The 23,530-nt window shown below is 68.6% G+C and carries 24 protein-coding genes, 1 tRNA gene and 1 other RNA gene; 14 read left to right on the plus strand and 12 right to left on the minus strand.

The features are described from left to right. Positions 1–892 (minus strand): M23 family metallopeptidase (locus AB4Y91_RS07605; RefSeq protein ID WP_441417891.1); only part of this gene is annotated, 892 nt, incomplete at its 3' end. A gap of 367 nt (positions 893–1,259) precedes the next feature. On the opposite strand from AB4Y91_RS07605, the gene AB4Y91_RS07610 reads away from it, so the two are divergent. After that, positions 1,260–2,171: an oxygenase MpaB family protein gene (locus AB4Y91_RS07610; protein ID WP_441417892.1), complete on the plus strand. Its 912-nt coding sequence runs from the start codon at positions 1,260–1,262 to the stop codon at positions 2,169–2,171. Positions 2,172–2,272: 101 nt separating this feature from the next. On the opposite strand, the gene AB4Y91_RS07615 is transcribed toward AB4Y91_RS07610, so the two are convergent. After that, positions 2,273–2,357, minus strand: a tRNA-Ser gene (locus AB4Y91_RS07615). Positions 2,358–2,582: 225 nt separating this feature from the next. Between AB4Y91_RS07615 and ffs the strand changes: the two genes are divergently transcribed. From ffs to AB4Y91_RS07640, 5 genes are all read left to right on the plus strand, one after another. Further along, an RNA gene (ffs, locus tag AB4Y91_RS07620) (signal recognition particle sRNA small type) lies at positions 2,583–2,679 on the plus strand. A gap of 27 nt (positions 2,680–2,706) precedes the next feature. Further along, positions 2,707–5,799: a DNA polymerase III subunit gamma and tau gene (locus tag AB4Y91_RS07625; RefSeq protein ID WP_441417893.1), complete on the plus strand. Its 3,093-nt coding sequence runs from the start codon at positions 2,707–2,709 to the stop codon at positions 5,797–5,799. 51 nt (positions 5,800–5,850) lie between these two features. Further along, positions 5,851–6,450 carry a recombination mediator RecR gene (recR, locus tag AB4Y91_RS07630; RefSeq protein WP_441417894.1) on the plus strand — a complete coding sequence of 200 codons (600 nt, stop codon included), beginning with the start codon at positions 5,851–5,853 and terminating at the stop codon, positions 6,448–6,450. A gap of 8 nt (positions 6,451–6,458) precedes the next feature. Then, positions 6,459–7,046, plus strand: a complete 588-nt coding sequence (locus AB4Y91_RS07635) for a GNAT family N-acetyltransferase (RefSeq protein WP_441417895.1) — start codon at positions 6,459–6,461, stop codon at positions 7,044–7,046. A 451-nt stretch (positions 7,047–7,497) separates the two neighbouring features. After that, complete coding sequence (locus tag AB4Y91_RS07640) at positions 7,498–8,856, plus strand: aspartate kinase (protein ID WP_175322225.1); 1,359 nt, start codon at positions 7,498–7,500, stop codon at positions 8,854–8,856. A 93-nt stretch (positions 8,857–8,949) separates the two neighbouring features. Here the strand turns inward: AB4Y91_RS07640 and AB4Y91_RS07645 are convergent, their stop codons facing one another. Beyond that, a complete protein-coding gene (locus AB4Y91_RS07645) occupies positions 8,950–9,183 on the minus strand; it encodes a hypothetical protein (protein ID WP_441418171.1) in 234 nt (77 codons plus the stop codon). Between the two features lie 183 nt (positions 9,184–9,366). Next, positions 9,367–9,591 carry a hypothetical protein gene (locus tag AB4Y91_RS07650; RefSeq protein ID WP_175322223.1) on the minus strand — a complete coding sequence of 75 codons (225 nt, stop codon included), beginning with the start codon at positions 9,589–9,591 and terminating at the stop codon, positions 9,367–9,369. Between the two features lie 78 nt (positions 9,592–9,669). Here AB4Y91_RS07650 and AB4Y91_RS07655 point away from each other — a divergent pair, with 78 nt between their 5' ends. The 4 genes from AB4Y91_RS07655 (at position 9,670) to AB4Y91_RS07670 (ending at position 12,117) form a co-directional block, all read left to right on the plus strand. Continuing rightward, positions 9,670–10,164, plus strand: a complete 495-nt coding sequence (locus AB4Y91_RS07655) for a MarR family winged helix-turn-helix transcriptional regulator (RefSeq protein WP_441417896.1) — start codon at positions 9,670–9,672, stop codon at positions 10,162–10,164. A gap of 69 nt (positions 10,165–10,233) precedes the next feature. After that, positions 10,234–10,785: an SSI family serine proteinase inhibitor gene (locus tag AB4Y91_RS07660; RefSeq protein ID WP_441417897.1), complete on the plus strand. Its 552-nt coding sequence runs from the start codon at positions 10,234–10,236 to the stop codon at positions 10,783–10,785. Continuing rightward, positions 10,760–11,740 carry a 3-methyladenine DNA glycosylase gene (locus AB4Y91_RS07665; RefSeq protein ID WP_441417898.1) on the plus strand — a complete coding sequence of 327 codons (981 nt, stop codon included), beginning with the start codon at positions 10,760–10,762 and terminating at the stop codon, positions 11,738–11,740. Before AB4Y91_RS07660 ends, AB4Y91_RS07665 begins: the two co-directional genes overlap by 26 nt. Beyond that, positions 11,737–12,117 carry a serine protease inhibitor gene (locus AB4Y91_RS07670; RefSeq protein ID WP_441417899.1) on the plus strand — a complete coding sequence of 127 codons (381 nt, stop codon included), beginning with the start codon at positions 11,737–11,739 and terminating at the stop codon, positions 12,115–12,117. The genes AB4Y91_RS07665 and AB4Y91_RS07670 overlap by 4 nt, the downstream gene beginning before the upstream one ends. 67 nt (positions 12,118–12,184) lie before the next feature. Here AB4Y91_RS07670 and AB4Y91_RS07675 read toward each other — a convergent pair whose 3' ends face one another. After that, entirely contained in the window at positions 12,185–15,331 is a 3,147-nt protein-coding gene (locus AB4Y91_RS07675) for a S8 family serine peptidase (RefSeq protein ID WP_441417900.1), read from the minus strand. A 292-nt stretch (positions 15,332–15,623) separates the two neighbouring features. After that, positions 15,624–15,809 carry a hypothetical protein gene (locus tag AB4Y91_RS07680; RefSeq protein WP_441417901.1) on the minus strand — a complete coding sequence of 62 codons (186 nt, stop codon included), beginning with the start codon at positions 15,807–15,809 and terminating at the stop codon, positions 15,624–15,626. Between the two features lie 245 nt (positions 15,810–16,054). Here AB4Y91_RS07680 and purS point away from each other — a divergent pair, with 245 nt between their 5' ends. From purS to purL, 3 genes are read left to right on the plus strand one after another with little or no spacing between them, the layout of a single operon-like run. Beyond that, the gene (gene purS / locus AB4Y91_RS07685; protein WP_011690410.1) at positions 16,055–16,306 is read left to right on the plus strand and encodes a phosphoribosylformylglycinamidine synthase subunit PurS; all 252 of its coding nucleotides are present in this window, start codon (positions 16,055–16,057) and stop codon (positions 16,304–16,306) included. A 1-nt stretch (position 16,307) separates the two neighbouring features. Next, on the plus strand, positions 16,308–17,066 hold the full coding sequence (purQ, locus tag AB4Y91_RS07690; protein ID WP_441417902.1) for a phosphoribosylformylglycinamidine synthase subunit PurQ: 759 nt from the start codon (positions 16,308–16,310) through the stop codon (positions 17,064–17,066). Beyond that, a complete protein-coding gene (gene purL / locus AB4Y91_RS07695) occupies positions 17,063–19,396 on the plus strand; it encodes a phosphoribosylformylglycinamidine synthase subunit PurL (RefSeq protein ID WP_441417903.1) in 2,334 nt (777 codons plus the stop codon). Before purQ ends, purL begins: the two co-directional genes overlap by 4 nt. 83 nt (positions 19,397–19,479) lie before the next feature. On the opposite strand, the gene AB4Y91_RS07700 is transcribed toward purL, so the two are convergent. The 6 genes from AB4Y91_RS07700 to AB4Y91_RS07725 form a co-directional block, all read right to left on the minus strand. Continuing rightward, the gene (locus AB4Y91_RS07700; protein WP_441417904.1) at positions 19,480–19,773 is read right to left on the minus strand and encodes a DUF503 domain-containing protein; all 294 of its coding nucleotides are present in this window, start codon (positions 19,771–19,773) and stop codon (positions 19,480–19,482) included. A gap of 67 nt (positions 19,774–19,840) precedes the next feature. After that, complete coding sequence (locus AB4Y91_RS07705) at positions 19,841–20,158, minus strand: putative quinol monooxygenase (RefSeq protein ID WP_441417905.1); 318 nt, start codon at positions 20,156–20,158, stop codon at positions 19,841–19,843. Between the two features lie 50 nt (positions 20,159–20,208). Next, on the minus strand, positions 20,209–20,811 hold the full coding sequence (locus AB4Y91_RS07710) for a hypothetical protein (protein ID WP_441417906.1): 603 nt from the start codon (positions 20,809–20,811) through the stop codon (positions 20,209–20,211). 12 nt (positions 20,812–20,823) lie between these two features. Further along, positions 20,824–21,372, minus strand: coding sequence for a DUF1990 family protein (locus tag AB4Y91_RS07715; protein WP_441417907.1), 549 nt, complete (start codon positions 21,370–21,372; stop codon positions 20,824–20,826). Further along, on the minus strand, positions 21,369–21,782 hold the full coding sequence (locus tag AB4Y91_RS07720) for an MmcQ/YjbR family DNA-binding protein (protein WP_441417908.1): 414 nt from the start codon (positions 21,780–21,782) through the stop codon (positions 21,369–21,371). The genes AB4Y91_RS07715 and AB4Y91_RS07720 overlap by 4 nt, the downstream gene beginning before the upstream one ends. 21 nt (positions 21,783–21,803) lie before the next feature. Further along, positions 21,804–22,229 carry a CoA-binding protein gene (locus tag AB4Y91_RS07725; RefSeq protein WP_441417909.1) on the minus strand — a complete coding sequence of 142 codons (426 nt, stop codon included), beginning with the start codon at positions 22,227–22,229 and terminating at the stop codon, positions 21,804–21,806. 338 nt (positions 22,230–22,567) lie between these two features. Between AB4Y91_RS07725 and AB4Y91_RS07730 the strand changes: the two genes are divergently transcribed. Beyond that, on the plus strand, positions 22,568–23,428 hold the full coding sequence (locus AB4Y91_RS07730) for an ABC transporter ATP-binding protein (protein WP_441417910.1): 861 nt from the start codon (positions 22,568–22,570) through the stop codon (positions 23,426–23,428). Positions 23,429–23,530: the final 102 nt, after the last annotated feature.

Below are 23,530 nucleotides of genomic sequence, written 5' to 3' on the forward strand. Positions count from 1 at the left end.
TCGCCGGAGCGGGCGGCGCCGGCGCGGCGGGCGGCGCCGGCGCGGCGGGCGGCGTCGATGTCGCTAGCGGCGAGCCGGTGGGGGTCGGTGACGGCTTCGCCGCGGCAGTGGCCGGAACCTCGGGTACGTGTGTCTCCTGAACCCCGCCGGTCACCGCATGGGTGTGATCTTCGGACACCGGAATGGCCCAGTCCGCGCCGGCGCTCCCCGCGCTGCCGGCACCCTGCTTGCCGGCAGCAGGCGCATAGCTGACCATCTGGATGTTGTCGAGACGGTCCACCTGCCGCGTGGGGAGGAACTTCCAGTCCAAGGGGTTGGTGTGCGAGCCGTTGAGGATCGTCTCGAAGTGCAGGTGGCAGCCCGTGGACGAGCCCGTCGTCCCCACCTTGGCGATGACTTCGTCCACTCCCACCGATTCGCCCTTCTTCACGGCGATGCCCTGAAGGTGGTTGTACGTGGTGATCAGGCCGTTGCCGTGGTCAATTTCCACCCGGTTGCCGCCGCCCCAGGGGTGCCATCCGACGGCCCGCACCACACCGGCGTCGGCCGAATACACACGGGTGCCGCACGGGGCGGCAAAATCCTGGCCCCAGTGGAACTCGCCGGCGGTTCCGGTCAGCGGGCTGGTGCGCAGCCCGAACGGGGATGACTCCAGCAGTGTTTCGAGGGGCGCCATCAGGAAGCCCTTCGGCGGGCGCGAGAGGCCTGCCGACGCGACCCGGAGCTCGACCTTGCCGTCTTTGGACGTGGTCTGGACCGTGGTCCGGGCGAAGGAAATGAGGGCATGCCGGTCTGCGGTCAGCCTTGAGGTCTCCCGTGCCGCACCCCCGGGGTCAGCGGCGATCCCGGGAGCGAGCAAACCCGTGCCGGCGGAGCCGGTGGCCAGCGGCACCGCCGCATCCCGGGCTGACGGTCCCGCCGGTGCGGACGGCCCGAAAACCAGCACCGCAAGAGCCAGACCCGTGGCTGCCGCCAGAGAGCGCGCGACGACCTCCGAAGTTTTGGACTGCGCACTCGTTGAGTTTCCCCAGTGTTTTCCCACGATGTGACTCCCGCGATTTTTCCGTCAGGCCCCCATCCCAACGGGCCCACCCCCTTATGTGAACACACTCGACCGGGTCTGTGAACCTCCGCAATGCCTGGGTCCGCGCGAGGTTCGGGGCGGTTTCGGGCCACCGCGCGGCGGATTGGGTGGCGCCCCAGTAGCCCCGCAGGGAAAACAGGTACCGGCCCAGCACCGACCGGGTAAGAATAGGAGTATGCGCAATGTCCTCAGGGAGTGGCAGTCCGAGCTCAAACAGACGTTCACCGGAACCCGGGATGCGGTCCCGGAGTGGGTGGGGCGCCTGGCTGAGGGCGACGACGCCGGCTTCCACCTTCCGGGCTCCGCCGTCTGGGCGGTGCACGGGGGCATGCCGACGATTGTTGCCGGCATCCGCGCCCTCCTGATGCAGGCCTTGCACCCGGGGGCTTTGGCCGGGGTGCACGACCATTCCCGCTTCCGCGAAGACCCCCTGGGCCGGCTCGCCGGGACCATCCGCTGGATCTTCACCGTCTCCTACGGGTCCACGGGGGCCGCCCGCGCCGCGTCCGGCTGGGTGCTGCGGTTGCACGAGTCGGTGCACGGAGAATTCACCGACGGCCACGGCGTCGTGCGGCCCTACGCGGCGAACGATCCGGAGCTGCTCCGCTGGGTGCACATCGCTTTCACGGATGCCTTCCTGTCCGCGCACAAGATCTGGGGCGGGCCGATTCCGGGCGGCCCGGACGCCTACGTCCGCGAGTGGGCGCAGGCGGGGACGCTGATGGGCGTGGAGGCGCCGCCGCTGAGCGAGGCTGACATGCGCCGGCAGCTTGACCGCTGGTACGACGACGGCGAACTGGCCTCGGGCGCCAAGGTTGCCGAAACCGTGGCCTTCATCCGCGATCCCCCGCTCCACCCCGCACTCAGGCCAGGGTACCGGGTGCTCTTTGCGGCAGCGGTGTCCAGCCTGGAGCCAAAATACCGGAAGATGCTGGGGCTTCGGACCGCAAGGCTGGGCCCGATCCCGCTGCCGGTGAAACTGGCGACGAAAGTCACCCTAAGCGTCGTCCATCTCGCTCTGGGGCGGGTTGGCCCGAGTGAGCAGGCAGCACGCGAAAGGCTCCGCCGGCTGGGGTTCGCGGAGTAAGTGTGACTGGGCGGCGGACCCTCACTGCGGCGGGGCCCGCGTCTGCGGCGCGCTGGCTCAGGACGCAAAAAGGCCCCGGTCCGATGGACCGGGGCCAACCGCGGAGAATGGGGGATTTGAACCCCCGAGGGCGTTAACCCAACACGCGTTCCAGGCGTGCGCCATAGGCCGCTAGGCGAATTCTCCAGTAGCTTCTGAATCAAAAGCAGATACTAGACTACCTGAACTTCCCGGCTTCGCCCAATTGAGCCCTCCGCCCTGCGGCCACGGGACATGCCCCACGCTCCCATCGGACGTTGGACATAGTCGCCATATGCCCACGCCGCGGCCCGAAGAATGGGCATGTTCCGCCGCGAAACAGCAGGCCAACACCCGGATTCGGGGCACGCCCGATCGTCGGGTAAACTAATCGACGGCCCCTCATGTGGCGTCATCCTGTTGAACTCCCCCAGGACCGGAAGGTAGCAAGGGTAAATGGGCTCTGGCGGGTGCATGGGGGGTCTTTTATGTCTGTGCCGATTGGTAGGGTTTAGCTGTGACTGTTACTACCGCTCTTTACCGCAGATACCGCCCCGATTCGTTCGCGGACGTTATCGGGCAGGAACACGTCACCGACCCGCTGATGACGGCCCTGCGGAAGAACCGCGTCAACCACGCCTACCTCTTTTCCGGCCCACGCGGCTGCGGTAAAACCACCTCCGCCCGCATCCTTGCGCGTTGCCTGAACTGTGCCGAAGGCCCCACCGACACCCCCTGCGGCGTGTGCCCCAGCTGCATCGAACTGGCCCGCGGCGGCGCCGGTTCGCTCGACGTGATCGAGATCGACGCCGCGAGCCACGGCGGCGTCGACGACGCCCGTGACCTGCGCGAACGCGCCACCTACGCCCCGGTCCGCGACCGCTACAAGATCTTCATCATTGACGAAGCCCACATGGTCACCTCGGCCGGCTTCAACGCGCTGCTCAAGATCGTCGAAGAGCCGCCGGAACACATCAAGTTCATCTTCGCCACCACGGAGCCGGACAAGGTGATCGGCACCATCCGGTCCCGCACTCACCACTACCCCTTCCGGTTGGTCCCGCCGGAGCCGCTCATGGCATATCTGGAACTGCTGTGCCGGCAGGAGAACGTACCTGTGGCCCCGGGCGTACTCTCGCTCGTCATCCGCGCCGGCGGCGGCTCCGTGCGGGACTCGCTTTCCGTGCTGGACCAGCTCATGGCCGGCGCCGGCCCGAACGGCCTGGACTACGAACTGGCTGTGGCCCTGCTGGGCTACACGCATGCCTCCCTGCTGGACGACGTCGTCGAGGCTGTCGCCGCGTCCGACGCCGCTACCGTGTTCCGCGCCGTGGACCGCGTCATCCAGACCGGCCACGACCCCCGCCGCTTCGTCGAGGACCTGCTCGAGCGCTTCCGTGACCTGATCATCGTGCAGGCCATGCCGGAGAGCGCCCAATCGATCCTGCGCGGCATGCCCGCGGACCAGATCGCGCGGATGCAAAACCAGGCACACAACCTCGGCGCGGCCGAACTGTCCCGTGCTGCAGACGTGACCAACACGGCGCTCACCGAGATGACCGGTGCCACGTCCCCCCGGCTGCACCTCGAGCTGCTGTGCGCCCGCATCCTGCTGCCCAGCTCCGAGCAGACTGAACGCGGCATCGCCGCCCGGATCGACCGGGTGGAGCGGCGCCTGAATTACGCCGGGAACGACGTCGGGACGCCCGCCCCCGTATCGTCGCCGGCTGCCGCACCGGCACCGGCACCGGCACCGGCACCGGCTCCTACGCCTCCCGGCCACGCCCCTGCAGCGGCATCGGCTGCCGCGGCCCAGGCATCACCTCAGGCACATCGGGCAACTCCGCCCGCCCCGCTCTCCAACCGGCCTGCCGAAACCTCGGACCGGACCCCGGCTGCCGCCACCAGCGCGCCCTCGGCCAGCCCGGCCCCGGAGGCGCTGCCGCAGGAAGCGCAGCCGGAACGGCCAGCGCTCACGGCCCCGCGGGTCAGCACCAGCGACTGGCCGGTGGAGGAATCCGCGACTCCGAACGGCGCCTCCCGCCCGGCGCAAGCACCGCCGGCACCGACCGAATCGGCCCAGACCGCCCCGTCCCAACCGGCGGCACCGGCCCAACCGGCTCGGAAAGAACCGGCCGAGCGCCCCGCGGCCGGCGCCGCTGCAGCGACGGCCGCCCCAGCCCATGCACCCGCCCCCGCGGCGGTCTCCGGGTCCGGACCCGACGTCGAGGTCTTGCGCCGTGCGTGGCCCGAGATCCTGCAGACCCTGACCAAGATCAAGCGCAGCACCTGGGCTCTCGTCGAACCAAATGCGCAGGTGGGGCACTTCGAGGATCAGGTCCTGACCCTTTCCTTCACGACATCCGGGCTCGCCGGCGCTTTCGGCCGGGCGGACCACGCCGAGAACCTGCGTCAGGCGATCCACAAGACGATCGGCATCGACTGCCAGATCACGGCCGTCGCCGGCGGCACCAACAGCTCAGCGAGCTCTGAGCCAAACCCAAAAGCGCCCGCTAGCCGGGAGGCCCCGGCCACGTCGGCGGATGTGGCATGGGGCCTTGCCCCCGCCGCGACCGGGGCTGCCCCGGAATCCCCGTCGACGGCCGGCAATGGGGTCGAAACCGGACCTGCCGCCGCCGCGGAAACGCCCGCGCCGCAGTCCGCATCTGCGCCCTCACCGGAGCCTGCCCGTCCGGCCCCGGTCGAGCCGGTGTCGGCGCCGGCAGCGACCGCCGCGCCCACAGGCCCGGCCCCTGAACCGACCGACGGCCCCGCCTCCGAGCCCGGTGGTTCGTACTCGTACCCGGACGACGACTGGGGTCCCCCGCGGGACGAGGACGCCCCGCCACTGGATGAAGAGCCGCCGCTGGACTGGGATCCCTCAGCCCCGGAAGCCGCCCGGCCCGCGTCCCCAGCGGCGCCCGCACCGGCGCGCACCCCGGCCCGAGCCCGGTCCAGCAAGGAAACCCCCGCTACGACCCGGTCATCTGCCCCGGCGCCTGCCCCGGCCGCCAAGGATGCCGCCGAGGACCCGTGGGCACGCGCCGTCGAGCAGTCCCCCGGGGTCTGGACCGTCGGCACGGAATTGAACGTGGGGCGGCACACCTCCACGGAGGCCGTGGCGGAGTCCGCGCAACGCACCCCCGAGCCGGAGCCGCCGCACTACGAGCCCGCGGCTGCCCAGATCCCGGAGCCGGTAGGCGCCTTTTCCGCCGGATCCGGATCCGGATCCGGATCCGGATTCGACGGCGCCGCTGCCACCCGGGCACCTGCGGCCGGGCCCGCCCCTGCCGCCGCCGGGCCCACGGTCATCACCGCCGCGGCCTCCCCGGTCGCGGCCACGGCTCCGGTCGGCGCCCCTGCAGCCTCCGGACGGCAGAGCCTCTACCAGCGCCTGTCCAACAGCCCCGAGGCGGAAGCCGGACGGGCCAAGGCACCAGCGCGCGCCGCCGTCGCCGCCACCAGCTACGTCCAGGACGTCCCCAGCGCCGACGACGAAACCATCGAGGAGTCGGGCGTCTTCGGCCGCGCCGCCGTCGAGCGTATTCTGGGCGGGAAGCTGCTGGAAGAGCGTTCCCTGGACGGAAGCCCGCTGGCGCCGCGCTTCTAGCCCTCCCGGCGGCCGCACGGGCCGCCACTCCCCCAAACGAACGAGGAAATTGTGTACGAAGGTGCAGTTCAGGAGCTGATCGACGAGCTCGGCCGCCTTCCCGGCGTCGGGCCCAAGTCCGCCCAGAGGCTTGCCTTCCACATCCTCGAAGCCGATCCGCAGGACATGAAGCGCCTGGTCGAGGCCATCACGTCGGTGAAGGAGCGGGTGAAGTTCTGCACGGTCTGCGGCAACGTCACCGAGCAGGAGCTGTGCAACATCTGCCGGGATCCGCGCCGCGACCCCTCCGTGATCTGCGTTGTGGAGGAGTCCAAGGACGTGCTGGCGGTGGAGCGCACCCGTTCCTTCCGCGGCCGCTATCACGTACTGGGCGGCGCCATTAACCCGATTGCCGGGATCGGCCCGGAACAGCTTCGGATCCGCGAGCTGCTCACCCGGCTCAACGACGGCGCCATCCAGGAAATCATCATCGCGACGGATCCCAACCTCGAGGGCGAAGCAACGGCCACCTACCTGGCCCGGATGCTCAAGTCGATTGGCATCGCCGTCACGCGGCTCGCGTCCGGCCTCCCGGTCGGCGGCGACCTCGAATATGCCGACGAAGTCACGCTGGGCCGCGCCTTCGAAGGCCGCCGCAACGCGCTGAGCTGACGGGCCCAGTGGCCCCCGACGGCGGCGCTCCCGCCCCAATCGGCACCGAGCGCCTGATCCTGCGTCCGTTGACCGCCGACGACGACGGCGCCGTCCTGCGGTTCCGCGGCAACCCGGATGCCGTGCGGTATCTCTCCCACGAAGCCCTCAGCCCGGACGCGAACAGCGCCCGGTCGCGGAAAGTGCAGGCCGCTGCGGCGGCTTCCACCGCAGAGTGGTTCAGTTTCGCCTGGGCCATCCAGCTCCGGGCCAGCGGGGAGGTCATTGGAGACGGCCGGACCTGGAACTCAGAGGCTCCCCCGCTGCCCGGCAGGATCCCTGCCCATGCCGCGAGCCTGGGGTACATCCTGCACCCGGATCACCACGGGCTGGGCCTCGGCAGGGAAGCCGCCGGCGCCCTCGTGGAATGGTTGTTCACCGCCCGTGGAAGCCGGACTGTCTTCGCCGGCGTCTACGAACCCAACCTCCCCTCGCGCAGACTGCTGGAAAGCCTGGGCTTCCGGCAGGACCGCTATTTCACCGCGGCCGAGGACACTGCGGGCAAGAAGCTTCCGTCCTGGCGCTACCGGCTCGACCGGCCCGACCGGCTCGACTGAACCAGTTACCGCGCGCAGGGGGGCCGGGGCAAACACGGCGGGCACGGCCGATGGACATGCCCAACGGCCCCTGCCGCGAATGGACATAGTGCCCATATGCCCATCCCCCGAACACAGGAGTGGACATGTCCAACGCCGCAAACGCACATGTCCATCCTCCGCGCACGGGAGTGGACATGTCCAAGGCCGCCGACGAACATGTCCACCCTCCGTGCCCACGAACGGGCATGTCCACGGCCGCAGCGGGACATGTCCTCTCCCCGGGACGGACGACGGGCATGTCCACCAAGAGCGGGCACCGGCAGCGGCCCGGTCCGTCCGGCGTTCGGTCACAATTCAACTCCGGGCCGCCGACGGCGATAAACTTTGTTCAGAAGTAGCTGTCGCGCCGTTCGGCTGCGCCGTTTAGTAGCTTCGCCCAGAACCCCGATGATCCAGTGAGGGTGCGCGCATGAGTTTGCCCACTACCGAAGTCCACCCCGGACCGCAGCCGCAGGAGCTGCCCGCGATTCCTGCCGCCACCAAACACCTCGTCGTGAAGAAGTTCGGCGGTTCCTCGGTGGCGGACGCGGAAGGTATCAAACGGGTCGCCCGGCGCGTGGTGGACGCCCACAACGCCGGCGATGAAGTCGTCGTCGTTGTTTCCGCCATGGGCGACACCACCGACGAACTCCTCGACCTGGCCGCCCAGGTGACCGACTCCGCCCCGGCCCGGGAAATGGACATGCTCCTCTCCGCCGGTGAGCGCATCTCCATGGCCCTGCTCGCGATGGCCATCAACAAATACGGTGCCTCCGCCCAGTCCTTCACGGGTTCCCAGGCCGGCATGATCACCGACGGCATCCACGGCAAGGCCCGGATCATCGACGTTGACCCGCACCGGATCCGCACGGCCCTGGACAAGGGGCACATCGCGATTGTCGCCGGCTTCCAAGGCATGAGCCGCACCACGAACGAGATCACCACGCTCGGCCGGGGCGGCTCGGACACGACGGCGGTGGCGCTGGCCGCGGCCCTCGACGCCGATGTCTGCGAGATCTTCACCGATGTCGACGGCATCTACACCGCGGATCCGCGCGTTGTCCCGTCCGCCAGGAAGATCGACCGCATCTCCAGCGAGGAAATGCTGGAACTCGCGGCCTCCGGCGCCAAGATCCTGCACCTGCGCTGCGTGGAATACGCGCGCCGTTTCGGGGTGCCGCTGCACGTCCGTTCCTCATTCAGCCAGAACGAAGGCACCTGGGTCCTGCCCAGCGCCGATGACAAGATCACGATTCAAGAGGGAGTTGCCTTGGAGCAGCCAATCATCTCCGGCGTTGCACACGACCGTTCCGAAGCCAAGGTCACGGTGGTCGGCGTTCCGGACATCCCCGGCAAGGCTGCGGCCATCTTCCAGGTCATCGCCGACGCGCACTCCAACATCGACATGATCGTCCAGAACGTCTCCACCCACGGCACCGGCCGGACGGACATCTCGTTCACGCTGCCGATCGTCGAAGGCGCCGACGCCCTCGCCGCCCTCCGCGCCGCACAGGCCGAGATCGGCTTCGAGAATATCGAATACAACGAGAAGATCGGCAAGCTGTCCCTGATCGGCGCCGGAATGCGCTCGCACCCTGGCGTCTCAGCACGGTTCTTCGCAGCACTCTCCGAGGCCGGGATCAACATCAACATGATCTCAACCTCGGAAATCCGCATCTCGGTGGTGACCCACGCCGACCTGCTGGACGACGCCGTCCGCGCCATCCACAAGGCCTTCGACCTGGACAGCGAGGACGAGGCCACGGTTTACGGCGGCACGGGCCGCTAGGACTTCTGGAGGCCACGGACCGCTTCGCGGCCGATAAGAAAGGGAGCGGCACCTGCCGCTCCCTTCTTCGTTTCCGTCCTGCCCCCGCGCGGGTCAGACTTGTTCCTTCGGGAGGTCTTCCCGGCGGACGGCGTAATGATGTCCCTGCGAGTCCGTTTCCACTTCGAAGCCGGCGAGATCGGTCTCCGACGCTAGCTCGTAATCATCGTGCCTGTGCACGACCGGAGCGGTGGTATCCCCCCGCGAGGCGGGTCCAAACAGGAATCGCACCCAGGACGATGGGTGCAGGTGCCGGCTCAGTGCAGCCTTCCTCAGCGCATGTGCCATATTTCCCACCCCCTCTCCTACTGAAAGGCCATTTCCTGCTAATGGGCCACTCGGAACAGCGGTGGCGCGGGCGGCGCCAGTGTGCCCATTTTACGCCCGACGGCGGCAAAATGCGCGGTGGGAACCCTCGCCGGTGCGAAGGTCGGATCCCGCCGCTTAGGCAGCGGCGCGGGCCGGGCCGGCCTAGCGCAGGGACTTGTCCTCGGGGTTGCGGGGCACCACGTAAGTGCTGCCGTCTGGCCGGTGCAGGGTCTCCCACTGCTGGGTCTCGGCCTGCCGCTGGGCCAGCAGCTGGCGGTTCTGCTCCGTCATCTCATGGCCGAGCGAGGTTCGGCTGGCCGGGCCAAAGACGGCCCGCAGCTTTCCGGTCGCCCGCATGAACCGCTGGGCGGTGTTGTCCTTAGCCATCGCTACCCACTCCTTCGTACCTGATGTTCCACCAGTGTACGCTAATCATTAGCACACTAACTATTTGAAGGAGGCCGGATGACCGATGTCATCGGAACCCCCGGAAGTCCCGCAGCCGCCGTCGTGGACGAGGACCTCCTGCTGGAACACCAGCTCTGCTTCGCATTGACCGTCGCGTCCCGCAGCGTGGTCGGCGCCTACAAACCGGTGCTCGACAAGCTGGGACTCACCCACCCGCAGTACCTCGTGATGCTCTGTCTGTGGGAATCCAGCCCCCGGACCGTCCGCGACATCAGCGATGCACTCGCCCAGGAACCGGCCACGATTTCGCCGCTGCTGCGGCGGCTTGAAGCGGCGGGCTACATCACCAGGCAACGGGCCGAGGGCAACGAGCGCAGCCTCGCCGTGCGGCTGACGCCCCGCGGCGCGGCGCTGAGGGAACAAGCAACGGCGGTCCCCGGCACCATGATGGCCCGGCTGGGCCTGGACCGGGAGCAGGTCGGCGAACTGCATGCCGCCATGATGCGGCTCATCGACGCCACCCGGGCGGCGGACGGCACTACCCGCAGCTAGGGTACTTCCGCCCCGCGCCCGGGACCGGCCGCGGCGCTAGAATGGGGCTGAGACCGAGGAGAAGAGCCCATGCGCAAGAACCTGATTCCCACAGCGCTCATCTTGATGACGGCCGTCGGACTGGCTGCCTGCTCACCGGGCGGCGGACCTGCGCCGAGCGCCTCGTCCACCGGCCCTGCCTCCGCCTCGACGCCGACCGGCACCCCCTCCGCCGACACCGAAACCACCGCGCCGGCTCCCTCGCCGTCGGCCGAGGCCCCTACCGCCGGACCCGGCCAGGGCAACGCCGAGTTGGCCATCATGATCAAGCCCTCCGAAAGCGCGAAGGCCGTCAACTACACCTTGGTCTGCCAGAACGGCGTTCCGGCGGCGGAAAGCAAGCACCCCAGCGCCGCTGCGGCCTGCGCCGCCCTGAAGAAGAATGCGGCGCTCCTCAGCCCCGCACCCCGGGCCACCGACCAGGCGTGCACCCAGCAGTACGGCGGCCCGGACCAGGCGACCGTCACCGGTTCCGTCGACGGTAAGGCAGTCGAGTCGAAGTTCGGCCTGCGGGACGGTTGCGAGATCGCCCAGTGGAAGGCCGCTAAGGACATCCTTGGCTCAACCGGAGGGGCTGTCTAAACTGCAGCACCTTCCGCAGGACGCCTGGCTGGCGCGCGAAGCCGCCCACCAGCAGCGCGTCCGCACCTATTCCGATCCCTACCTTGCCCGGAGGTCGGCCGGCCAAAAGCACCCGGTGGAAGACTTCCTCTTCACGTACTACACCCAAAAACCTGGCCAGCTGCTGCGCTGGCACCCGGGCGCAGGCGTCGTGCTGTCCGGGCCGGCGGCAGCGGAGCGTTCCGGCTGGAAGTACTACCGCGTGCCCGACGCCGGCGAACTCGCCGCCGCGGGTCTGGCGCCCGGCACGGATGCGGTGACGGTGGACGTCGAACGGTTCCTCGGCGAGCGGCGCGACGCCGTGCAGTTTGCCGGCATCATCCTGGCGGGGACGGCCGCCCGGCCGGCGCAGTTCGGCTGCTTCGGACTGCACGAGTGGGCCATGGTCTACCGTCAGGACAAATTCGAACTGCGGCACGAGTACCTGAAGCTGCGGCTCGGTTCCGAGCAGACGGACCGGGTGGTCGAGGACAACCGGATCAGGTGCTCGCATTTCGACGCGTTCCGCTTCTACACCCCGGACGCGGTGCCGCTGAACACCCTGAAGCCGAGCCGCGAGAACCAACGGACCATGGAACAGCCCGGCTGCCTGCACGCCAACATGGACCTGTACAAGTGGGCCTACAAACTGGCGCCCGCGCTGCCCAGCGAGCTGGTCATGGACTGCTTCGAACTCTCCTGGCGGATCCGCGCAATGGACATGCAGGCCTCCCCCTACGAACTGAGCGAATGGGGTTACCCGCCGATCCGGATCGAGACCCCGGATGGCAAAGCCGAATACGTGGAGCACCAGCGGGCCTTCGCCGACGCCTCGCAGGAACTGCGCCGACGGCTGTTGCAGGAACTCACGCCGCTGCTGGAGGCCGCCGCCGTCGCGGCTCCCCCGCTTCCCGCGGCCCAGGAAGGACGCCCATGACGGCCACCCACGGAGCGGACAGCCCGCACGACGTCGACCTCACCATCACGCTGACGGAGGCGCCCGGGGCGCCGGAGGTCAGTTTCCGCCTGGTCGCCGACGACGGCGGGGCCTCCGCCGCATCCACCCTGCCGGATCCTGCCGCGGCACTCGAGGCACTCCGCCAGCACGGCGAGGAAATCTTCTTCCCCCTCCCCGGCCCGCCCCGGCTGTGCACCCAGCAGTACGGCGGCCCGCAGGTGGCCGTGGTCACCGGACGCTACCTGGGCCGCGACGTTCGTAGCGAATTCAGCCGTACCGACGGCTGCGAAATTGCCCGCTGGCGTGCCATGGCGCCACTGCTGGGCGGCACAGCGGGATCAACCGGGGCCATCTGAGGCGGGCATTAAGCAGCGATGGCCGGCGGTGAAAACCGCCGGCCATCGCTGTTGTTAGTTCAACTGCCTAGATGGCGTTGTTCCGGACCTGCGCCGGGTTCTGGTTCACTACGGTGGCCGGAGCCCCCGAGGCGGGAGCAACCGAGGTGGTGCCGGCCGGCGTCACGACCACGCTGACGAACGTCGGTTCGCTGGCGCCCTCGAAGGTCACCCGGCCGATGTACGAGCCAACGGCGAGCCCGGTCCAGTTAAGCGTGAGCTTGCCTGCCTTGCCGTTGGTCAGCTTCAGCGGGTTCGGCGAGAGGGTTGCGTTGCCCACATTGGCGCCGAGCACTGCTGCATCCACAGAGGCCTTGCGGGCCTTGCCGTCCGGGCTGGAGTACAGGTTCGCGTAGATCGTGTACTTGCCGCCGGCCGGGTTGGCGATCGACAGGGTCTCGCTGGAGGAGGACGTCGCGACCTGCTCGACGCCGCGCGGAGTCACAACCCACATGTCGAAGTCGGAGTTCGGGTCCGAAGAGAGGACCGAGAACTTCGCCAGCGGCACCCCGGCCGGAACCGTGACGGTCTTGACGAACGTCGAGGCGTCGGCTCGGCCGGTGAACGGACCCGGGACCAGTTCCACGGCGGAGGAATCCGCCTTGGACAGGCCGTCCAGGGTCATGCTGGTCGCGCCGTTCGTACCGGAGACCACGTTGATGTCACCGGAACCGGTGGCGGACTGGGTGGTGAAGGAAACGTCCTTCGGGGCCACCACGGACTGCGGGCGGACCGAGATCGGCGAGGAGACGGTCTTGCCCGCGCCGCGCCACGTCAGCGAGCCCATGGCGAACTTGCCGAGCGCCGCACCCTGGTTTTCGAAGGTGACCTTGAAGGTACGCTTCTCACCGGCTGCCTTGAAGTTCAGGGCGGCCGGAGCGACGCTGACCTTGATGCCGGGGACATTGGCCGAGACCTGGTAGACGCCCGGGGTGAGTGCGGTGACCGTACGGGTGACCTCAATCTTGCCCGTGAGGTTGCCCAGCGCGAAGGACGGCACGTTCATGTCCCGCGGCTTGGTGCTGGTCGGCAGCTTCAGGTCAACACCGGTGCCCTGGATGAACTTCAGGTAGTCCTCGATGTCGGCGTCGTAGACCAGGCCCGGATCAACCATGCGGGCGGGATCGACTTCGCCCGCGCCGGTGGCGTGCACGTCGGTGTCCTTGGACCCGTCGGCGAGCTTGACGTCGGAGGCAGTGGTCATCATGGCGGACTTCACCGCGGCCGGCGACCAGGTCGGGTTCTTGCCCAGGAGCAGGGCGCCGAAGCCGGCAACATGCGGGGAAGCCATCGACGTGCCGGACATGAAGCCGAACTTGGCACCGCCCTCACCGATGGGTGACACGCCTGCGAGCACCGCGACGCCCGGAGCGGCGACGTCGGGCTTGAGCAGGTCCGAGTCGGTGGCCAGCAGCGGGCCGCGGGAGGAGAAGCCGGCAATCTGCGGCTGGGCCTCCAGCGGCAGGCCGGTGGTGTCCTTGTTGACCAGCGAAACCTTGATGTCCGGGGTGGCCGTGACCTTGGCCTTGATGGCCGCGGTGGCCGGCGGGTTCACGTGCACGGTCGGGACCGAGTGCTGGTCAGCGTCCAGCGAGGAGCTGCTCAGGTTCACCAGGATCATGCCGACGCCGCCGCCGCGCTTGACCTCGGCGCTCTTGGCGACGCGGTCGAAGACACCGCGGTCGCAGACCACGACCTTGCCGGCAACCTTGGCGGGGTCCAGGGTGTCAGGTCCACACAGCGCCGCGTTGGCGTTTCCGGCGGTGGCGGCCGCGTTGGCAGCCAGCACGACGCCGGCGTCCTTGACCTCGCGGTTCATGATGCTGGCGCCGCGGAACTTGGTGCCGTCAGCGAATTCCACCGTGCCCTGGAGCTCCTGGGAGAAGCTGCTGGCGGCGACGGTGGTGACCCACGGTGCGCCGTGGTTGACGGTGCTGGCGGTGGGACCGGAGTTGCCGGCGGACGCCGCAACGAAGATGCCCGTGGCCGCTGCGTTCAGGAAGGCCACCGAAACCGGGTCAATGACGGAAGTCGCGGAGCCGGAGATGGAGTAGTTCAGGACGTCGACGCCGTCCTCGATGGCCTGCTCGACGGCGGCCACCGACGAGGAGCTGTAGCAGCCGCCCGTGTCGGGATCGGTGTCTTCCCAGCAGACTTTGTAGACGGAAAGCTTCGCCGCCGGCGCGATGCCGCTGGTCAGGCCGAAGCTGCGGCCGTCAACGAAGGTCTCAACGTTCTTGTTGCCGGCAGCCGTGCTGGCCGTGTGGGTACCGTGGCTGGCAACGTCCACCGGGGACAACTGCTCCTCCGGGGCGCGGTCGCCGGCCGGAACGTAGCGCAGGAAGTCATCGGCGAAGTAGTGCGCGCTCAGGACCTTGGAGTTGCAGGCGGAGCCGTCGAAGGAGGCGCCGGTTCCGGTGCCCTTCTGGCACTCGCCGGTAAAGGTCTCGCCGTCGGCCTTGAGCATGGCGATCTTGCCGTCAGCGGTGCGGTAGGGGACGCCGACGACAGGTGAGCCCACGAGGGGCTTGACCTCTTCGCCGGCAAAGAAGGCGCTGTCCGGGGTGTAGCCGGTGTCGATCACGCCGACGACGACGCCCTTGCCGGCGGCATCCTGGCCGCCGAACTTGGTGTTCCACGTGCCGTTGGGGCCGCTGAGCTTGAGGAAGTCGGTGCTGGAGTAATCCGGGGCGTTTTCCGTATCCGGGGCCACTGTCAGGACGTTGGGGTCCTTGGCGAGCTTGACGGCCTGGTCCGTGGTGAGCGTGGCGCTGAAGCCGTTCACCGCAGCGGAGAACTGGCGCTGGATCTTGACATTCTGCTTAGCCGCGACGTCCGCCTGCTTCTTCTCCAGGTGGGCGCGGTACTTCTTGACCTCGGCCTTGTTGGCGTCGAGTTTCTTGCCCTTGGCGGGCTTCGTGGCCGGCATCCCGTTCGTGCTGCCGTCGTAGGTGGCCGCCGGCTTTTCAGCCAGCAGGACGATGTAGCGGCCGTCCGGGTAGTTGGCGGGGTCCAGACTCTTCTGCGCGATTCCGGCGACGGTGGATCCCTGGGCTGGCGCCGCGGTGGCGGGCGCGATGGCAACTGTTGAAAGGAGAACCGGCAAGCCCAGGGTCAGTGCCGCGGCCCTCCGGAGTCCCCCGCTTCGAAGGAAGCTCTTTCCTGGTGATTTCACGAGTGATTTGAACCTTTCAGAAGGAACGGTCCCGGCGCCTTTGCCGGGGACGACGGTCTGGTACGGGTTCGGGAACAGTAGTTGACTCCCGTCCCCGGCGGATACCAGCCGATTCATACAGTACAGACTGAGAGCCGGATATGACATAGGCCACAGGTGACCAATCAAAATTAGTCATACCCCTCTACAAGTAGCGTGGCCCCGCTGGGCATGGCAAAGCCGGGACGGCAGCGCCGTCCCGGCTGGCATGGGTTGTTTTTGCGGCCGCTACGCGCTGTCAGGCGGCCGCTGGCTACTGGCGGGGCGTTCGGACAACCTCGCTGATCCAGGCCCTCGTCTTGTCATCAAGGGGGCCGGCCACATTGCTGGACCTGGCTGCCCGGTCCGCCTTGATCTTCTGCAGCACCATCCTGCCGAGGCCCGCGAAGACGGCGGCGGCCATCACAGGAAGCAACACGGATTTCGATTTCTCAGCCATGGGGCTCATCCTACTGAGCGCACCCTGCGGAGACCATAGCCGCCCCAGACCCGGGCCGCCGGGAGCACCGCCCGGTCACGAATGCGCCGTGATGCACGCCGCCCGGTAGAATGGGCGTGCAAGCTCGCGGAGCGCCCGTTCCATGTTGTTGTTAAACACCGTTGTCCTCACCACACAGCGGATCGGCGTGAGACGGCACTACTCCGCTGCGCCCTTACCCAATGCTCACGCACAGGAGTTGCCGGATGCCCCGGATCGTTGTCGACGTCATGCCCAAGCCCGAGATTCTCGACCCGCAGGGGAAGGCCATCGTGGGTGCACTGCCCCGCCTGGGCTTCACCGCTTTCAGCTCTGTCCGCCAGGGCAAGCGCTTCGAACTGACCGTCGACGGCGAGGTGACCGAGGAGATCCTGGCCCAGGCCCGGAACGCCGCGGAAACCCTGCTCTCCAACCCGGTCATTGAGGACGTCGTCAACGTCGAGGTCGTCGAGGCCTGAGATGACTGAACTTCCCCTGATCGGTGAGGCCGTGGCCGTCGCCGCTCACCCCCAGCTCGCCGGTGCCAAGATCGGCGTCGTCACCTTCCCGGGCACGCTCGATGACCGCGACGCCGCCCGCGCGGTGCGCCTGGCCGGCGCCACCCCGGTGGCCCTCTGGCACGCGGACACCAGCCTGGGCGACGTCGACGCCGTCGTCATCCCCGGCGGTTTCTCCTACGGCGACTACCTCCGCGCCGGTGCCATCTCCCGCTTCGCGCCGCTGATGGCCAAGGTCATCGATGCCGCCAACTCGGACGCCAGGCTGCCGGTCCTCGGCATCTGCAACGGCTTCCAGATCCTCACCGAGTCGCACCTTTTGCCCGGCTCGATGATCAAGAACGACCACCTGAAGTTCCTCTGCCGGGACCAGGTCCTGCGGGTCGAGAACAACACCACCGACTGGACCCGCGACTACGCCCTAGGCCAGGAAATCACGGTGCCGCTGAAGAACCAGGACGGGCAGTACATCGCGGACGAGAAGACGCTCGACGCGCTTGAGGCGGAGGGCCGCGTGGTGTTCCGTTACGTCGGCTGGAACCCGAACGGCTCCCGCCGCGACATCGCCGGCATCTCCAACGCCGCCGGGAACGTCGTGGGCCTGATGCCGCACCCCGAGCACGCCGTCGAAGCCGGCTTCGGCCCGGAAGAAGGCTCCGGCACCGAGGGCCTCGGCTTCTTCACCTCTGTCCTGAACAAGATCGTGGGAGACAACAAATGACGGAGACACCCGCAGTGGCGGCGCCCGCGGAGACCGCCAAGAAGTTCAACATCGACACCGTGGAGAACGCGGCCCGGACCCCGGACACCGAGCTCCCCTGGGCCGAGCTGGGCCTGAAGCAGAACGAGTTCGACGAGGTCGTCAAGGTCCTCGGACGGCGCCCGACCGGCGCCGAGCTGGCCATGTACTCCGTGATGTGGAGCGAGCACTGCTCCTACAAGTCCTCCAAGAACCACCTGCGCCAGTTCGGCGAAAAGGTGACGGAGGAGATGAAGAAGGACATGCTCGTGGGCATCGGCGAGAACGCCGGTGTCACCAACCTGGGCGACGGCTGGGCCGTGACGTTCAAGATCGAGTCGCACAACTCGCCGTCGTTCGTGGAGCCCTACCAGGGTGCGGCGACCGGCATCGGCGGAATTGTCCGCGACATCATCTCGATGGGTGCCCGCCCGGTGGCCGTGATGGACCCGCTGCGCTTCGGCGCCATCGACCACCCGGACACCGCCCGCGTCATGCACGGCGCCGTGGCCGGCATCGGCGGCTACGGCAACTCCCTGGGCCTGCCGAACATCGGCGGCGAAATGGTCTTCGACTCCGTCTACCAGGGCAACCCGCTGGTCAACGCCCTCGCCGTCGGCGTCATGCGGCACGAGGACATCCGCCTCGCCAACGCCTCCGGCAAGGGCAACAAGGTGGTGCTGTTCGGTGCCCGCACCGGCGGCGACGGGATCGGCGGCGCTTCGGTGCTGGCCTCGGAGTCCTTCGATGACACCAAGCCCTCCAAACGCCCCGCCGTGCAGGTGGGCGACCCCTTCGCCGAGAAGGTCCTGATCGAATGCTGCCTGGAACTCTTCAAGGGATCCCTGGTTGAGGGCATCCAGGACCTGGGTGCGGCCGGCATTTCCTGCGCCACGTCCGAGCTCGCCTCCAACGGCGACGGCGGCATGGAAGTCGAGCTGACCTCCGTGCTGCTGCGCGACCCCACGCTGACGCCGGGCGAGATCCTGATGTCCGAGTCGCAGGAACGCATGATGGCCGTGGTCACCCCGGAGAACATCGCCGCGTTCGAAGCGGTCATGGACAAGTGGGCCGTGGAGTACTCATGGCTGGGCGAGGTAACCGACACCGGCCGCCTGATCATTACCTGGGACGGCGAAGTGATTGTCGACGTCGACCCGCGCACCGTGGCCCACGACGGTCCGGTCTACGACCGCCCGTACGCCCGCCCGGAGTGGCAGGACGCCGTCCAGGCCGACGCCTTCACCGGCTCCGTGCAGGACACCGGCCGCCCCGCCGCCCCGGCGGAACTGGCCGCCGCGGTCACCGAGCTCGTCGCCTCGCCGAACATGTGCTCCAAGTCCTGGATCACCGACCAGTACGACCGCTACGTCGGCGGCAACACCGCCATGGCGTTCCCGGACGACGCCGGCGTGGTGCGGGTGGACGAGGAAACCGGCCTGGGCGTGGCCCTGGCCACCGACGCCAACGGCCGCTACACCTACCTCGATCCGTACCACGGCGCGCAGCTGGCCCTCGCCGAGGCGTACCGCAACGTGGCCACCTCCGGCGCCGTGCCGATGGCCGTCAGCGACTGCCTGAACTTCGGCTCCCCCGAGGATCCCGACGTCATGTGGCAGCTCGCCGAGGCCATCCGCGGCCTGTCCGACGCCTGCATGGTGCTCGGCATCCCGGTCACCGGCGGCAACGTCTCGCTCTACAACCAGACCGGAAGCGTGCCGATCCACCCCTCCCCGGTGGTCGCCGTGCTCGGCAAGCTGGACGACGTCGCCCGCCGCACGCCCTCGGGCTGGCGCGAGGACGGCCAGGCCATCTACCTGCTGGGCACGACGGCGGCGGAACTGGACGGCTCGGAATGGTCCAACCTGCGCGGACACCTGGGCGGCCTGCCGCCCAAGGTGGACCTCGCCGCGGAACGCGAGCTCGGTGAAATCCTGATCAACGCCTCACGCGACGGCATGGTGGACTCCGCGCACGACCTCTCCGAAGGCGGCCTCGCGGCGGCCCTCGTCGAGTCCGCGCTGCGCTACGGCGTCGGTGCCCGCATTTCGCTGCAGGACGTGATGGACCGCGACGGCGTGGACCTGTTCACCGCGCTCTTCTCCGAGTCCCAGGCCCGCGCCATTGTGGCAGTGCCCCGCTCGGAGGAAATCCGGTTCAAGGACATGTGCACCGCCCGCGGCTTCGAGCACGTCCGGATCGGCGTCGTGGACGCGGAGAGCGGCAAGCTGGAGATCAACGGCGTCGACACCCTGGGCCTGGACGCACTCCGCGAAGCCCACGAGGCGACCCTGCCGAAGTACTTCGGCTAGCACTTCCGGCTCCAAGCAACGCGGGGTCACTTACCGCCCATAAATCCCCTCGGGATGGGCGGTAAGTGACCCCGCGTTGCTTCTTAATCGTCGCTGCGCAGTTCGCGCTGGCGGGCGCTGAGCAGCTCGAGTTCCGGTCTTGCGGCCATGAAGCGTTCGACGGCGGCCAGCACCTCGATCAGGTGCGCCCGGTCCGCCGCGACCAGGCCGACGCCGATTTCGGCACGCCGGTACTGGTCATGCAATCCGGCCTCGGTCACGGAGACGTCGAAGCGGCGCTTGAGCTCGGCTAAGACGGGCCGCACGACTGAGCGCTTCTCCTTCAGGCTGTGAACGTCGCCGAGCAGGACGTCGAATTCAATCCAACCGATCCACATGACCCCAGCCTATCGACTGCTCCCCACCGGCTCCCTAGCCTTACAAGCTCGGAGCAATCGACACCGGTCAGATGGTGAGCTCGCCCATCCGGTCCCAGCCCTCTCCGTCGAACTGGCGGCTGATGATCCGGGGGGTCTCCTGCAGTGCCTGCGGCATGTCGGCCATGGCCTGCTTGAAGTGGCTGCTGTTGACGTGGTCGCCGGCGGCGTCGTCCTTGAAGGCCTCGACCAGGACGAATTCGTTGGGGTCCTCCACGCTGCGGGACCAGTCGAACCACAGGTTGCCGGGCTCCTGCCGGGTGGCCTGGGTGAAGTCCTCCACGAGGCCGAGCCAGCGCTCGGACCAGTCGGGCTTGACCTTGAATTTAACGACGATGAAGATCACGAGTTGTTGCCTTTCATTGGGAATTCCGGAGCTTCAATTCTGGCAGAGCGTCAGCAGGCATCGATGGCCGCCCGGGCGCGTTCCTGCTGCTGCGGCGTGCCCACCCTTTCCGCCCACTGCTCGGCGAGCTGGAACTCGACCATGGCCTCGGCGCAGCGTCCCGCCTCGTGCAGCGTCCAGCCGAGGTTGTTGTGCAGCGCCACCATCCAGCGCCGGGTCCGGGCGTCATGCGCCGTGGACGCGTACTCCAGGGCGCTGCGGGTCCACGTCTCGGCGTGCGCGGTGTCCGCGATCGCCAGCATGTGCAGGGCGTCGACGGCCAGGAAATCCTCGCCCAGGTGGTCGGCGAGTTCGGCGGCCTGCTCAAACAGCGGGACCGCCATCTCGGCGTGGCCGCTGCTGTTCAGCACTCGGCCGCGTTCCAGCAGCACCCGGACGGCCACCGTGGGTTCGTCGCCGTCGATGGAGTCCAGCAGCGCGTCGGCTTCCTCATACCTGCCCTGCAGGCCGATCGCACGGCCCAGCTGGGTGGCGAGCTCGGCACGTTCGTCGTCGTCGTAAGCCGAATCCGCGATCGCCGCGCGAAAGCGGGCCTCCGAAAGGCCGGGGTCGTCAAAGTTCCAGAAGCGGTCAAGGGTCTGTTGATTCAGCATTTTCTGCACCTCTCAGTTCACACCTGCGGCCAGTTCTTGCGCACTCCTAAGGTATCGGGAAGTGACGATCCGGCGCGCCCCGGCGGTGACGGCGCCCCCGGCCGCGTAGAACCAGTTGGCCGGAACCCCGAAAGCGGTGACTTTGATCAGCACGAGACCCTGTTCGTCGAGCGAAATTTCGAACGATTCCTCGCCGCGGACCGGATGCCCGGGCAGGGTCCCGTAGCCGAATCCCGCGGACTGCGGGCCGCCGCCAGCGACGGGTCGGCGCACCCACACCACCTCGCAGGGCGCGTTGATCCGGAACGGGCCGACGCCGAACCCGCTCACCACGCGCGTCCCCGGGCGCACGACGCCGGACTCCGCCCGGACGCGCAACCCGGCGCGCTTGTGCAGCTGCCAGGTCAGCAGGCCCTGCACCGCCCGGCGGTAGGCGGCTTCACCGTCGCCGACGTAGGCCTGGGTGACGAGGCACTCGATCCCGTCCGGCAGCGCGCCGGTCTCGGTGGCGCCGATCCCCGTATAGTTCAGCTCGCCGCCGGCAATCCGCGGTCGGGTCACGGCTGAGCCTCCCCGCGGGCCAGCCGGGCCCAGCCGAGCTGCTCCTGCTGGCGGCGGCTCAGGCCGGCGACCACAAGGTCGTAGGAGTCCTCCACCATGTCGCGGACCATGGAATCCGGCAACGAACCGTCCAGCCGCACCCCGTTCCAGTGCCGCTTATTCAGGTGCCAGGCGCCGGTAATTTCCGGATGCGCGGCCCGCAACTGTTCGGCGAGCGCGGGTTCGCACTTCAAGCTCACGACCAAGTCCGCGGGGTCCAGTGCGGACAGGGCGAACATCTTGGCCTCGTGCCGGGCCCCGCCGGGCACCGCGGCGCGGACCTTGAAGACCGCGGTATCGGGGCCGAACGGATAGTCCTCGAAGGCGCCCGGGAAGCCCAGGCAAATCCTGCGGAGTGCTGCTGCGTCCATGCTCCCAGCCTAGCCCGGCCGTCAGAGCCCCAAGCGCGGCGCCTCCTGGGCCGGGCACGCGTTCATGACCACGTCCAGGCCGGCCGCCTTGGCACGTGCGGCGGCGGCTTCGTCGATGACGCCCAGCTGCAGCCAGAGAGCCTTCGCTCCGACGGCTATCGCCTGGTCCACCACGTCGCCCACCCTGTGCGAATTCACGAAGCAGTCCACGACGTCGAGCGGTTGCTTGGCCGCCGGAATGTCGGACAGCCTGGCGTAGCCCGTCTCGCCGTGTACCGGGTCGGCCGGAAGATTGACCGGGATGATCTCCATGCCGAGCCGGTCGCGGATATAAAGCGACGTGTCATAGGCGGCGCGCCACTCGTTGGTGGTCAGGCCCACGATCGCCCACCTGCCCTTGGTGCGCAGGAGCCGTTCGATAACCGCGGGGTCGTTCACATGGGTCATGTAGACAGCCTATGGCCGACCACTGACTGGGCCGTGCCGCACCGGGCCGCCCGGTCCGCATTTCGAACAATCGACCGGCAGCCCAGGGGAAGCGGGCAGGTGTCCGAATATTACGCGCCGGATTTGGGGGAAATCGGTGATTCCGTTTTAGTGGGTAGTGACCATCCCGAGCGGCCGAGAGACCTGGATCGATGAAGCCGCAGCAACCCTGGTCGTCGGAGTTCCTCCCCGAAACCCGCCGATAGCAAGGTAGCGAGCCACGGGAACGGCCGGACTGACCACCCGTGCCGGAGGCTCGTTCCGTAGGGTGCTACTGCCAGGACCGATGGAGTACTCCTATGACTGCTGTCCTGTCCCCCTCCGCAACTGTCGCGTCCGCGGACGCCTCCGCCGGGGAAACCACCCGCACGCCCGCGCTGCCGGTGTCCTTCCGCGGCCTGCGCCGAGCGTTCGGTTCCGGCAGCGAGGCCCACACCGTGCTCCGCGACGTGGACTTCGATGTCCTGGCCGGTGAAGTCCTCGCCATCCTGGGCACGTCCGGCTGCGGCAAGTCCACCCTGCTTCGCGCCACCGCCGGCCTCGATGCCCCCAGTGCCGGCGCCGTCGAGATCGACGGCGTCCAGGTACAGGGTGTGGATGCGCGCTGCGCCTTCGCCTTCCAGGAGCCGCGCCTGCTGCCCTGGCACACCCTGCAGGCCAACATCGCCATCGGCCTGCCCACCGGTGTCAGCGCCAGGGACGGCAAGGCCAAGGTCGCCCGGCTCCTTGAACTCGTGGGCCTGCAGGATTTCGCCAAGCACCGGCCGCGCGAGGTCTCCGGCGGCATGGCCCAACGTGCCTCCCTGGCCCGCGCCCTGGCGCGCAACCCGGGCGTCCTGCTGCTCGACGAACCCTTCGGCGCCCTCGACGCCCTGACCCGGATCAAGATGCAGGACCTGCTGCTGCAGGTCCACCGGGCGGAGCCCACCACCGTGCTGCTGGTGACCCACGACGTCGACGAAGCCCTCCAGCTGGCCGACCGCATCATCGTCCTCGGCAAGGAACCAGCCCGCGCAACCGAATCCGGCACCCCGGCGCCGGGCGCGACGATTGTCCGCACCGTCGTCGTCCCCGGCGAACGTCCCCGGGACCGGGCTTCCGCGGAGCTGGCCCGAATGCGGGCCTCGCTCCTGGCCAGCCTCGGCGTCGACGGCCACTAACCACCCACCGCTCCCCGGACAACCGGCCGCGGGCCGCGCCACAGCCACAGCCTGCCGCGCCGGTCCGCCCCACCGTCCTTCACCTCCTCCGCATCCGCATCC

The organism is Arthrobacter sp. YAF16, from assembly GCF_052113385.1.
Lineage (GTDB): Bacteria > Actinomycetota > Actinomycetes > Actinomycetales > Micrococcaceae > Arthrobacter.

What these genes read in the sequence shown, in the direction of transcription:
- AB4Y91_RS07680 (WP_441417901.1), bottom strand. Translation starts at nt 15,809, where the DNA reads ATGGCTGAGAAATCGAAATCCGTGTTGCTTCCTGTGATGGCCGCCGCC.
- AB4Y91_RS07730 (WP_441417910.1), top strand. Translation starts at nt 22,568, where the DNA reads ATGACTGCTGTCCTGTCCCCCTCCGCAACTGTCGCGTCCGCGGACGCC.
- AB4Y91_RS07650 (WP_175322223.1), bottom strand. Translation starts at nt 9,591, where the DNA reads ATGGCTAAGGACAACACCGCCCAGCGGTTCATGCGGGCGACCGGAAAG.
- purQ (WP_441417902.1), top strand. Translation starts at nt 16,308, where the DNA reads ATGACTGAACTTCCCCTGATCGGTGAGGCCGTGGCCGTCGCCGCTCAC.
- AB4Y91_RS07700 (WP_441417904.1), bottom strand. Translation starts at nt 19,773, where the DNA reads ATGTGGATCGGTTGGATTGAATTCGACGTCCTGCTCGGCGACGTTCAC.
- AB4Y91_RS07710 (WP_441417906.1), bottom strand. Translation starts at nt 20,811, where the DNA reads ATGCTGAATCAACAGACCCTTGACCGCTTCTGGAACTTTGACGACCCC.
- AB4Y91_RS07660 (WP_441417897.1), top strand. Translation starts at nt 10,234, where the DNA reads ATGCGCAAGAACCTGATTCCCACAGCGCTCATCTTGATGACGGCCGTC.
- AB4Y91_RS07655 (WP_441417896.1), top strand. Translation starts at nt 9,670, where the DNA reads ATGACCGATGTCATCGGAACCCCCGGAAGTCCCGCAGCCGCCGTCGTG.
- AB4Y91_RS07670 (WP_441417899.1), top strand. Translation starts at nt 11,737, where the DNA reads ATGACGGCCACCCACGGAGCGGACAGCCCGCACGACGTCGACCTCACC.
- AB4Y91_RS07725 (WP_441417909.1), bottom strand. Translation starts at nt 22,229, where the DNA reads ATGACCCATGTGAACGACCCCGCGGTTATCGAACGGCTCCTGCGCACC.
- AB4Y91_RS07645 (WP_441418171.1), bottom strand. Translation starts at nt 9,183, where the DNA reads ATGGCACATGCGCTGAGGAAGGCTGCACTGAGCCGGCACCTGCACCCA.
- AB4Y91_RS07640 (WP_175322225.1), top strand. Translation starts at nt 7,498, where the DNA reads ATGAGTTTGCCCACTACCGAAGTCCACCCCGGACCGCAGCCGCAGGAG.
- purL (WP_441417903.1), top strand. Translation starts at nt 17,063, where the DNA reads ATGACGGAGACACCCGCAGTGGCGGCGCCCGCGGAGACCGCCAAGAAG.
- AB4Y91_RS07720 (WP_441417908.1), bottom strand. Translation starts at nt 21,782, where the DNA reads ATGGACGCAGCAGCACTCCGCAGGATTTGCCTGGGCTTCCCGGGCGCC.
- AB4Y91_RS07610 (WP_441417892.1), top strand. Translation starts at nt 1,260, where the DNA reads ATGCGCAATGTCCTCAGGGAGTGGCAGTCCGAGCTCAAACAGACGTTC.
- purS (WP_011690410.1), top strand. Translation starts at nt 16,055, where the DNA reads ATGCCCCGGATCGTTGTCGACGTCATGCCCAAGCCCGAGATTCTCGAC.